The 10,557-nt window shown below is 47.2% G+C and carries 13 protein-coding genes and 2 pseudogenes; 10 read left to right on the forward strand and 5 right to left on the reverse strand.

Features of this window, described 5'->3' with window-relative positions:
• The first annotated feature begins 25 nt into the window (after nt 1-25).
• The 3 genes from ACJHXA_RS03420 (at nt 26) to yeaK (ending at nt 3,718) form a co-directional block, all read left to right on the forward strand.
• Nucleotides 26-1,501, forward strand: coding sequence for a GGDEF domain-containing protein (locus tag ACJHXA_RS03420; RefSeq protein ID WP_000616433.1), 1,476 nt, complete (start codon nt 26-28; stop codon nt 1,499-1,501).
• 180 nt (nt 1,502-1,681) lie between these two features.
• Entirely contained in the window at nt 1,682-3,172 is a 1,491-nt protein-coding gene (dgcJ, locus tag ACJHXA_RS03425) for a diguanylate cyclase DgcJ (protein ID WP_001295489.1), read from the forward strand.
• A 42-nt stretch (nt 3,173-3,214) separates the two neighbouring features.
• Nucleotides 3,215-3,718 (forward strand): mischarged aminoacyl-tRNA deacylase, encoded by a 504-nt coding sequence (gene yeaK / locus ACJHXA_RS03430; RefSeq protein ID WP_000138052.1) that lies wholly within the window; start codon nt 3,215-3,217, stop codon nt 3,716-3,718.
• Here yeaK and yoaI read toward each other — a convergent pair whose 3' ends face one another.
• Nucleotides 3,719-3,823 carry a small membrane protein YoaI gene (gene yoaI, locus ACJHXA_RS03435; RefSeq protein ID WP_000999630.1) on the reverse strand — a complete coding sequence of 35 codons (105 nt, stop codon included), beginning with the start codon at nt 3,821-3,823 and terminating at the stop codon, nt 3,719-3,721.
• 169 nt (nt 3,824-3,992) lie between these two features.
• Between yoaI and ACJHXA_RS03440 the strand changes: the two genes are divergently transcribed.
• The gene (locus ACJHXA_RS03440) at nt 3,993-4,439 is read left to right on the forward strand and encodes a DUF441 domain-containing protein (RefSeq protein WP_000460707.1); all 447 of its coding nucleotides are present in this window, start codon (nt 3,993-3,995) and stop codon (nt 4,437-4,439) included.
• Here ACJHXA_RS03440 and nimR read toward each other — a convergent pair.
• Entirely contained in the window at nt 4,396-5,217 is an 822-nt protein-coding gene (gene nimR / locus ACJHXA_RS03445; RefSeq protein ID WP_000972250.1) for a DNA-binding transcriptional regulator NimR, read from the reverse strand. The two genes, ACJHXA_RS03440 and nimR, sit on opposite strands and share 44 nt — an antisense overlap.
• 96 nt (nt 5,218-5,313) lie before the next feature.
• Between nimR and nimT the strand changes: the two genes are divergently transcribed.
• Both nimT and ACJHXA_RS03455 read left to right on the forward strand, forming a co-directional pair.
• Nucleotides 5,314-6,495: a 2-nitroimidazole transporter gene (nimT, locus tag ACJHXA_RS03450; RefSeq protein ID WP_000128476.1), complete on the forward strand. Its 1,182-nt coding sequence runs from the start codon at nt 5,314-5,316 to the stop codon at nt 6,493-6,495.
• Nucleotides 6,496-6,549: 54 nt separating this feature from the next.
• Nucleotides 6,550-6,897 carry a DUF488 domain-containing protein gene (locus ACJHXA_RS03455; RefSeq protein ID WP_001297652.1) on the forward strand — a complete coding sequence of 116 codons (348 nt, stop codon included), beginning with the start codon at nt 6,550-6,552 and terminating at the stop codon, nt 6,895-6,897.
• A 21-nt stretch (nt 6,898-6,918) separates the two neighbouring features.
• Here the strand turns inward: ACJHXA_RS03455 and yoaF are convergent, their stop codons facing one another.
• Nucleotides 6,919-7,173 carry a DUF333 domain-containing lipoprotein YoaF gene (gene yoaF, locus ACJHXA_RS03460; protein WP_000691903.1) on the reverse strand — a complete coding sequence of 85 codons (255 nt, stop codon included), beginning with the start codon at nt 7,171-7,173 and terminating at the stop codon, nt 6,919-6,921.
• Between the two features lie 182 nt (nt 7,174-7,355).
• Between yoaF and dgcP the strand changes: the two genes are divergently transcribed.
• From dgcP to yoaJ, 3 genes are read left to right on the forward strand one after another with little or no spacing between them, the layout of a single operon-like run.
• On the forward strand, nt 7,356-8,381 hold the full coding sequence (gene dgcP / locus ACJHXA_RS03465; RefSeq protein WP_001317139.1) for a diguanylate cyclase DgcP: 1,026 nt from the start codon (nt 7,356-7,358) through the stop codon (nt 8,379-8,381).
• Nucleotides 8,382-8,413: 32 nt separating this feature from the next.
• Entirely contained in the window at nt 8,414-8,512 is a 99-nt protein-coding gene (locus ACJHXA_RS03470) for a YoaK family small membrane protein (RefSeq protein ID WP_001219350.1), read from the forward strand.
• Between the two features lie 2 nt (nt 8,513-8,514).
• Nucleotides 8,515-8,589: a protein YoaJ gene (gene yoaJ, locus ACJHXA_RS03475; RefSeq protein WP_001386836.1), complete on the forward strand. Its 75-nt coding sequence runs from the start codon at nt 8,515-8,517 to the stop codon at nt 8,587-8,589.
• 58 nt (nt 8,590-8,647) lie between these two features.
• On the opposite strand, the gene ACJHXA_RS03480 is transcribed toward yoaJ, so the two are convergent.
• Both ACJHXA_RS03480 and ACJHXA_RS03485 read right to left on the reverse strand, forming a co-directional pair.
• Nucleotides 8,648-8,896: a GlsB/YeaQ/YmgE family stress response membrane protein gene (locus ACJHXA_RS03480; RefSeq protein ID WP_000512153.1), complete on the reverse strand. Its 249-nt coding sequence runs from the start codon at nt 8,894-8,896 to the stop codon at nt 8,648-8,650.
• A gap of 226 nt (nt 8,897-9,122) precedes the next feature.
• Nucleotides 9,123-10,316, reverse strand: a pseudogene (locus ACJHXA_RS03485) (RNA-guided endonuclease InsQ/TnpB family protein); the annotation flags it as partial.
• A gap of 22 nt (nt 10,317-10,338) precedes the next feature.
• On the opposite strand from ACJHXA_RS03485, the pseudogene ACJHXA_RS03490 reads away from it, so the two are divergent.
• Nucleotides 10,339-10,521, forward strand: a pseudogene (locus ACJHXA_RS03490) (IS200/IS605 family transposase); the annotation flags it as partial.
• Nucleotides 10,522-10,557: the final 36 nt, after the last annotated feature.

The raw sequence follows: 10,557 nt of genomic DNA on the forward strand, positions 1-10,557 counted from the left end.
TTCCAGAAAACAATCATTCGGAAAAATGATTCAGTCAACACGTATTTCCATGGGGTTATTCTTTAAATATTTTTTATCGTTAACGAAAATTGATCCTGGTCAAAACTATATATCTCTGCCATCAATAAAATCCAGCACTCACATTGCTCTCCTTTTTATGGTTTCTATGGGTACACAAAAATTAAAAGCTCAAAGCTTTTTTATTTTCAGTTTATTGCTGACGTTAATTTTATTTTGCATCACCACATTATATAACGAAAACACAAATGTAAAACTCATCCCACAGATGAATTACCTGATGGTTGTTGTGGCTTTGTTTTTCCTTAACGCCGTCATTTTTCTTTTCATGTTAATGAAATATTTCACTAACAAACAAATTTTACCAACACTCATTTTAAGCCTTGCATTTTTAAGTGGCCTTATCTATTTAGTTGAAACCATTGTAATTATCCATAAACCAATTAACGGCAGTACACTGATCCAGACAAAGTCGAATGATGTTTCTATTTTCTATATTTTCCGCCAACTCAGTTTTATTTGTTTAACCTCGCTGGCACTCTTTTGTTATGGAAAAGACAACATCCTTGACAACAATAAGAAAAAAACGGGAATCCTGTTGCTGGCGCTGATTCCTTTTTTAGTTTTTCCCCTTCTGGCACACAATCTGAGCAGTTATAACGCTGACTATTCTTTGTATGTCGTCGACTACTGTCCGGACAACCATACTGCGACCTGGGGAATCAACTATACAAAAATATTGGTTTGTCTGTGGGCATTTTTACTGTTCTTTATTATCATGCGTACACGATTAGCCAGCGAACTATGGCCGTTAATAGCATTATTATGTCTGGCATCGCTATGCTGCAACTTACTTCTACTGACTCTGGATGAGTATAATTACACCATCTGGTATATCAGTCGCGGGATTGAAGTTTCCAGTAAACTGTTTGTTGTGTCTTTTCTGATTTATAACATTTTTCAGGAACTGCAACTCTCCAGCAAACTGGCAGTTCATGATGTGCTGACCAATATTTATAATCGGCGCTACTTTTTCAACAGCGTAGAGTCATTATTGTCGCGACCTGTTGTTAAGGACTTCTGTGTCATGCTGGTTGATATTAATCAGTTCAAACGCATCAATGCCCAATGGGGACATCGTGTGGGTGATAAAGTGCTGGTTTCAATTGTCGATATTATCCAGCAAAGCATCCGCCCTGATGATATTTTAGCGCGACTGGAGGGTGAGGTGTTTGGCTTGCTATTTACCGAACTCAATAGTGCCCAGGCAAAAATCATTGCGGAACGTATGCGTAAAAATGTCGAACTCCTGACCGGCTTTAGTAACAGATATGATGTTCCTGAACAAATGACCATCAGTATTGGCACGGTTTTTTCAACGGGTGACACGCGTAATATCTCGCTTGTCATGACGGAAGCAGATAAAGCCTTACGCGAAGCGAAAAGCGAGGGGGGCAACAAAGTGATTATTCATCATATTTAAGTGCAAAAATATTCAGAGCCATGCTTTTTGCGTGGCTTTTGCATACAATTTATTACTATTACCCCTAAATTTCCCCTCCCCAACGGCGCAGAGATGAGTATAATTAGCGCCCCTGTGCCAGGCCGCAATCGAACTTTATCTGGTTTTCTCGTTTCACTAACCGAAGGAGTGCCATTTATCATGAAATTGCACCATAGAATGCTCCGGCATTTTATCGCCGCAAGTGTCATTGTGCTGACATCTTCCTTCCTTATTTTTGAACTTGTCGCCAGCGACAGAGCAATGAGTGCCTATCTGCGCTATATCGTGCAGAAAGCAGACTCCTCCTTTCTTTATGATAAGTATCAGAATCAGAGTATTGCCGCGCATGTGATGCGCGCTCTCGCTGCTGAGCAGTCGGAAGTGTCGCCAGAACAGCGGCGCGCCATCTGCGAGGCTTTTGAGTCTGCCAATAATACCCATGGCTTAAACCTGACTGCCCATAAATACCCGGGCTTACGCGGCACACTACAAACCGCATCCACTGACTGCGACACAATTGTGGAAGCTGCAGCACTATTACCCGCTTTTGATCAGGCAGTGGAAGGCAACCGCCACCAGGATGATTACGGTTCAGGTCTTGGGATGGCCGAAGAGAAATTTCACTATTATCTCGATCTCAATGACCGCTATGTCTATTTTTATGAGCCGGTTAATGTTGAATACTTTGCGATGAATAACTGGTCCTTCCTGCAGTCAGGAAGTATTGGCATCGATCGCAAAGATATTGAAAAGGTATTTACCGGGCGTACCGTATTGTCGAGCATTTACCAGGATCAGCGTACTAAACAGAACGTGATGAGTTTGCTGACGCCGGTATATGTCGCAGGGCAGCTAAAAGGGATTGTGCTGCTGGATATTAACAAAAACAATTTGCGGAATATCTTTTACACTCATGACCGCCCTCTCCTCTGGCGTTTTCTCAATGTCACGCTAACCGATACCGATTCGGGGCGCGACATTATCATCAACCAGAGCGAAGATAATCTGTTCCAGTATGTCAGTTACGTCCATGACTTACCGGGCGGCATTCGTGTCTCGTTATCCATTGATATTCTTTACTTTATCACGTCTTCGTGGAAAAGCGTTCTGTTCTGGATTTTGACGGCGTTAATTTTGCTGAATATGGTGCGGATGCACTTCCGCTTATACCAAAATGTGTCGCGAGAAAATATTAGTGATGCGATGACTGGACTGTATAATCGCAAAATTTTAACCCCTGAACTGGAGCAGCGGTTGCAGAAACTGGTGCAATCCGGTTCTTCGGTGATGTTTATTGCAATTGACATGGACAAGTTAAAGCTAATAAATGACACCCTCGGTCATCAGGAAGGGGATTTAGCGATTACGTTGTTAGCTCAGGCGATTAAACAATCGATTCGTAAAAGTGATTATGCCATCCGACTCGGTGGCGATGAATTCTGCATCATTCTTGTCGATTCGACGCCGCAAATTGCAGCACAACTGCCTGAACGTATCGAAAAACGTCTGCAACATATCGCGCCGCAGAAAGAGATCGGCTTCTCTTCCGGTATTTACGCGATGAAAGAAAACGATACGTTACATGATGCGTATAAAGCTTCCGATGAGCGTTTATATGTCAATAAGCAGAACAAAAACAGCCGTTCATGATAACCTTCTGTGGTTGTTTGCTTGTAATCTCAGGAGCGTGAAATGACTGAAATGGCTAAAGGAAGCGTGACGCATCAGCGGTTAATCGCTTTATTATCACAAGAAGGTGCTAACTTCCGCGTCGTTACCCATGAAGCGGTAGGTAAATGTGAAGCGGTGTCAGAAATTCGTGGCACCGCTTTAGGCCAGGGAGCTAAGGCACTGGTATGTAAAGTCAAAGGCAATGGCGTAAATCAACATGTTCTGGCGATCCTCGCTGCCGATCAACAGGCCGATCTGAGCCAACTCGCCAGCCATATAGGCGGATTACGCGCTTCGTTGGCCAGCCCGGCGGAAGTCGATGAACTCACAGGCTGTGTCTTCGGCGCGATCCCCCCTTTCAGCTTCCATCCAAAACTCAAACTGGTTGCCGACCCTCTACTCTTCGAACGATTTGATGAAATCGCCTTCAATGCAGGGATGCTGGATAAATCCGTTATTTTGAAAACCACGGATTATTTGCGCATTGCGCAACCAGAACTGCTCAATTTCCGCCGCACTGCGTAACTAGCCTGTCCGTTCAATAAGCAGAACGGACAAAACCAGCACAACAGCAATGGCAAAAAACGATGACGTGATAATCAGTGTCTCGACGAACATTTGATCGTTCATAGCATGCCCCCGGGAGATAGCTGTTTTCACGTTATTGTTAGCGTGCACAAATGGCAGTTTGATGACAGTTCGCCTGATTTTTTATGCAAAAAACGTAAAGATTTTCTACTTCCTTCCTGCAGCAAGCGTAAAGTAAGCAGGCTTATTATTTTTTGGCAAGGAAACCACGATGTTTGATGTCACTTTGCTGATCCTGCTCGGGTTAGCTGCGCTGGGCTTTATCAGTCATAACACCACTGTCGCCGTTTCAATTCTGGTGTTGATCATTGTCCGCGTCACACCGTTAAGCACCTTTTTCCCGTGGATTGAAAAACAGGGGCTAAGTATCGGGATAATCATTCTGACGATTGGCGTTATGGCCCCCATCGCCAGCGGGACGCTACCGCCCTCAACCTTGATTCACTCGTTTCTGAACTGGAAATCGCTGGTGGCAATTGCAGTAGGCGTTATTGTCTCCTGGCTGGGTGGGCGCGGCGTGACCTTAATGGGCAGCCAGCCGCAACTGGTCGCCGGGCTGCTGGTAGGCACTGTTTTAGGCGTGGCGCTGTTTCGCGGCGTACCGGTCGGCCCGCTTATTGCCGCGGGTCTGGTTTCGCTGATTGTGGGGAAACAGTAGTTAATCCCGCAATATATCGGCCTGGCGTTTGCCCCAGGCCTTTCTTAAACATAGTAATAAAGGCCGTTGTTGAATCATACCCCAGCGTATGAGCAACTTTCTGTACAGTATCGCCTTTCACTAATCCCTGAAGTGCCATAATCAGCTGTAACTGCTGACGCCACTGGCGAAAACTCAACCCCGTCTCTTTTACTATCAGTCGGGCAAGATTGCGTTCACTCATCGCAAAAAAGCCAGCCCATTGCCCTAATGACCCCCACTCGACGGGCCCTTTCGCCATCATCTCCACCATCGTGCGGATTTTAGGATGAGAAGAAACGGGCAGGTGCAGCTGTTGTTGTGGCTGCTGAGGGAGTTCATCAAACAGGACCTGAATTAATCTGCGGGTCATCGGCTCAGCACGCTGAGTCGTCGTCCTGTTTGCCAGGGTTAAAATCAATTCCCGGCATAAGGGCGATATTTTCAATGTGCAACATGTTGTCGGCATTGTCACTGCGCTGGGTTCGATAAACAGAAAACAGAGTTCAGCGTTAGCTGTCACTTGATTGCTATGTTCCACCCCGCCCGGTATCCAAACCGCATATTGCGGCGGCACCATCCACAAAGCATTTTCCACCGTACAGGTAATTGCACCATGTAATGCTAGTATCAGCTGTCCTTTGCGGTGCTGATGTACAGGACTGGTTAACTCATCCGTTCCGGCGTGAATACAAAATGCGACCGCGGCTTCATGGTGTCGGTCGGGTTCATAGCCATTGAGATTCAACCTGTGCATCATTTTGTCCGAATTTAGCGATAATTTGTCATTTTAGCTTGATTCAACATAACAATAAAAACGGTAAGGTACAGCCTCGTTTGTAACAATGAGAAGCATATGACCTGTTCAACTTCATTAAGCGGCAAAAACAGGATTGTCCTTATCGCTGGCATTCTGATGATTGCCACAACATTACGCGTCACCTTTACCGGCGCAGCGCCGTTACTGGATACGATTCGTTCCGCTTACTCGCTGACGACAGCGCAAACCGGCTTATTAACCACCCTGCCATTATTGGCCTTTGCGCTAATCTCACCTTTGGCTGCCCCGGTGGCGCGACGTTTTGGTATGGAACGTAGCCTGTTTGCCGCGTTACTTTTGATCTGTGCAGGTATCGCAATTCGTTCTCTCCCTTCGCCTTACTTATTATTTGGCGGTACAGCGGTCATTGGCGGTGGGATTGCATTAGGCAATGTCTTACTGCCAGGATTAATTAAACGCGATTTCCCTCATTCCGTCGCCAGACTTACCGGCGCATATTCCCTGACAATGGGAGCTGCAGCGGCACTGGGATCGGCTATGGTCGTGCCGCTGGCTTTGAACGGTTTTGGCTGGCAAGGCGCGTTGTTCATGCTGATGTGTTTTCCTCTGCTGGCTCTTTTTTTATGGCTGCCACAGTGGCGAAGCCAACAACATGCAAATTTGAGTACCTCGCGCGCCTTACATACTCGGGGTATCTGGCGTTCGCCGCTTGCCTGGCAGGTCACATTGTTTCTTGGGATCAACTCACTGGTCTATTACGTGATTATTGGCTGGCTTCCGGCGATCCTCATCAGTCGCGGCTATAGCGAAGCACAGGCGGGTTCACTGCATGGTTTGCTGCAACTAGCCACAGCAGCTCCCGGTTTGCTGATCCCTCTTTTCTTACATCATGTGAAAGATCAGCGTGGTATTGCAGCGTTCGTTGCCTTGATGTGCGCAGTGGGCGCTGTTGGGCTCTGCTTTATGCCAGCGCACGCGATCACCTGGACTCTGCTTTTCGGTTTTGGTTCCGGCGCAACAATGATACTGGGGTTGACGTTCATTGGTCTTCGGGCAAGTTCTGCGCATCAGGCGGCGGCACTCTCGGGGATGGCACAATCCGTCGGGTATTTGCTGGCAGCCTGTGGGCCGCCGCTGATGGGTAAAATACACGATGCTAACGGTGACTGGTCCGTACCACTGATGGGTGTTGCCATACTTTCACTACTGATGGCGATTTTCGGACTTTGCGCCGGGGGAGACAAAGAAATTCGCTAATATCCGGTGCTATAGTGACGTGACAAATCATGCGTGAAAGGGAGAACAAACACGATGAATATTCAGTGCAAACGCGTTTATGATCCGGCTGAACAGAGCGATGGTTATCGCGTACTGGTCGACCGCCTCTGGCCGCGCGGTATCAAAAAAACCGATTTAGCCCTTGATGAGTGGGATAAAGAAATCACGCCGTCAACGGAACTGCGCAAAGCCTTTCACGGCGAAGTCGTCGATTTTGCAACCTTTCGCGAGCAATATCTTGCAGAACTGGCGCAACACGAGCAAGAAGGAAAGCGGCTGGCGGACATCGCCAAAAAACAGCCGCTGACCCTGCTCTACGCAGCAAAAAACACCACGCAGAACCATGCGCTGGTGCTGGCCGACTGGCTACGTAGCTTGTGATTTTAGTACAGCATCCGGCGGTTATTTTTCACCAGCCGGATGGTCCCGTCGCCACAATGCCCATTCATCAATCGTTTCACCGCCCGGTAATTTGCAATTGTTGCTGACCCCTTGCGCTGTCTGCACTGGAATGAGCGTCCCGCCCTTCTGCTGGCAATAGACCGACGCCGGATTTGCCATACCAATCTGCGGCGGTTTAGGTGCTTCTGGCTGAGAAGAGGTTGAACAACCAGCCAGGACCAGCAAGCAAGGCAAAGCAAAACTGATAATTTTCATTTATTGATCTCACACATTTATCTACGCTTAGAGTATCGCGGTATCGTTTTGTTTTGCAGCACTATTTTTATTACATTCACTCAAAACATATTACGTCTTGTTTCATCTTTGTTGATGATGTTTTATCATGCCTGCAAAGATTAAATAATCAGCATTTACCCGCCGTATCCTGGAGTTGTTTCGTGTCAGATCAGATTATCGCCCGCGTCTCGCAATCCCTTGCCAAAGAACAGTCACTAGAAAGTCTGGTCCGACAGCTTCTGGAGATGCTGGAAATGGTCACTGATATGGAATCAACCTACCTGACCAAAGTGGATGTCGAAGCGCGCCTGCAGCATATTATGTTTGCCCGTAACAGCCAGAAAATGCACATCCCGGAGAATTTTACCGTCTCGTGGGATTACTCGTTATGCAAACGCGCCATTGATGAAAACTGCTTTTTCAGCGATGAAGTCCCTGACCGTTGGGGCGACTGTATTGCGGCACGCAATCTTGGCATCACCACATTTCTGAGCACGCCAATTCACTTACCGGATGGATCATTCTATGGCACGCTTTGCGCCGCCAGCAGTGAGAAGCGCCAGTGGAGTGAACGCGCGGAACAGGTTTTACAGTTATTCGCTGGACTGATTGCACAATATATTCAAAAAGAGGCACTGGTTGAACAGCTGCGCGAAGCCAATGCCGCGCTGATTGCGCAATCGTATACCGACTCGTTAACCGGGCTACCGAATCGGCGGGCGATTTTTGAAAATCTGACGACGCTGTTTTCTCTCGCCCGGCATCTTAACCATAAGATAATGATCGCGTTTATCGATCTGGATAACTTCAAATTAATCAATGATCGTTTTGGTCATAATAGTGGCGATCTGTTTCTCATTCAGGTTGGCGAGCGCCTTAATACGCTCCAGCAAAATGGCGAAGTTATTGGTCGTCTCGGCGGTGATGAGTTTTTGGTTGTTTCACTAAATAACGAGAATGCGGATATTTCGTCGCTGCGAGAACGTATTCAACAGCAAATACGTGGAGAATATCACTTAGGTGATGTTGATTTGTATTATCCTGGTGCCAGTCTTGGCATTGTAGAAGTCGATCCTGAAACGACCGATGCAGACAGTGCCCTGCATGCTGCCGATATCGTGATGTATCAGGAGAAAAAACACAAACAGAAAACACCTTTTGTCGCGCATTCAGCGCCACATTCCTGAGGCGTATTCACATCCTTTTGATTGGTGATAACATGCGAATCGGTATTATTTTTCCGGTTGTAATCTTTATTACAGCGGTCGTATTTTTAGCATGGTTTTTTATTGGCGGCTATGCTGCCCCGGGAGCATAAAGATGAAAAAAACAACGATTATTATGATGGGTGTGGCGATTATTGTCGTACTCGGCACTGAGCTGGGATGGTGGTAACGTCACCTCTAAAAAATAGCAAAGGCTGCCTGTGTGCAGCCTTTGTGCAATTTAAGCGTTAACTTTTAATCTTCCTGTAGATAAATAGCACGACAATCGCACCAATAACGGCAACCACGAAGCTGCCAAAATTGAAGCCATCGACTTTACCAAAGCCAAACAGCGTGCTGATCCATCCGCCAACTACGGCACCGACTATCCCCAGCAGGATAGTCATAAAGAATCCACCACCATCTTTACCTGGCATGATCCACTTCGCCAGAATACCGGCAATAAGCCCAAAAATAATCCATGACAGAATGCCCATTGTTTCCTCACTTATCTGTTTTGCATTAGCGGGTTAGTCGCTGATAAAAAGCATAGCACAACATCGGGAGGGCAAGATTTGTGACGAGCATCACGGAGGATTTTTTTGCGATGGCGCAGAAATTGCGCCATCAACGATCGGTGATAATTACCAACCACAAACATCATGTTCGTTTTCCGTGTCTTGACATCCTCCACGCCCTGAATGACGAGGATCCCTGCTACGTTCAGGCTGTCGCCTGAATCATTTCGGTGGGTTCCTGCTTCAACGAGCGGCCTGACTGCACCATCTCTCCACAGGCAAGAACGGCGTGCCCCGCCGCTAAAATGTTACGAGCGCCGTTTACATCGGCGTTCGCTGTATATCCACATACCTGGCATCTGAATTGACTTTGTGACAGGCGATTTTCTTTCGCTGTATGACCACAGCACGCGCAACGCTGGCTTGTGTACGCTGGCGGAACAGCAAGCACCTGACCGCCACTCCAGAGCTGCTTGTACTCAAGCTGGCGGCGCATTTCATACCAGCCCTGATCCAGTATCGAACGGTTTAAACCTGATTTTGCCCGGACATTGCGCCCCGGCTGGCTGACCGTACCCGCTGCTGACTTTGACATGTTGCTGACCTTCAAATCCTCAATGACTATCATTGCGTGGTTTTTGCTGACGGTCGTTGTGACTTTATGAAGGTAGTCCCTGCGGATATTTGCGATACGGGAATGCAGTCGCTGTATTTTGCGTTTCTGCTTCTGCCAGTTATTGCTGAATTTGACCTTGCGGCTTAACTGTCGCTGAAGTCTCGCCAGCGTCTTCTGGTTTTTCTGAAAACTGTTTACAGGCCCAAAGACTGTGCCATCTGACAGCGTGGCGAGTTTAGCCACGCCAGCATCCAGCCCGATCATTGATGCTGAAGGGTGAACCGGAGTGGATACTTCACTTTCTGTCTGAATACTGATGTACCACTTACCGCAGGACTGGCTGACCGTGACATTTTTCACAACACCCGTGACCTGACGGCTATTCCGGTAGCGCATCCAGCCCAGTTTCGGCAGAAAAATACGGCTGTTTTCCTGATCGAGCTTTACGCCCTGCGGGTAGCGGAATGCATCATTCTGTCCCCGCTTTTTGAATCGGGGAAAAGCAGCCCGCTTCCGGAAGAAGTTTTTGTAAGCCCGCTCAAGGTCTTTCAGTGACTGTTGCAATGGCTGTGAGGGCGAATCTTTAAGCCATTGCGTTTCAGTGGCGTTTTTCCACTCAACCAGCCAGGAAGCCATTTTCCCGTAAGGGATGTATTTATTACCGGCCTCATGATTCTCATTCTGACGTGCCAGAGCACGATTGAAAACGAAACGACATGCGCCTGCGAAGCGCCTCATTTCACGCTCCTGTTGACCACCGGGTCTTAACTGGAATTTAAATGCTTATAGTCGTTTCACAGGCCAAATGATACTTTGGTCTATGAATAAAGAAACCGATATCCGGCGTGGAAGGCATTGTGTTTTCCTGATGCATGTTCACCTGGTCTTTGTCACCAAATACCGACGTCAGATTTTTGACTATGACGCGACAGAAAAACTACGCACTTACTTTTCAAATGTATGTGCTGATTTTGAAGCTGAACTGGTTTAAATGGATGGCGAACCAGATCACGTCCATTTGTTA

Origin of the sequence: Escherichia sp. WS33 (assembly GCF_046486385.1) — a bacterium.
GTDB lineage: Bacteria > Pseudomonadota > Gammaproteobacteria > Enterobacterales > Enterobacteriaceae > ECMA0423.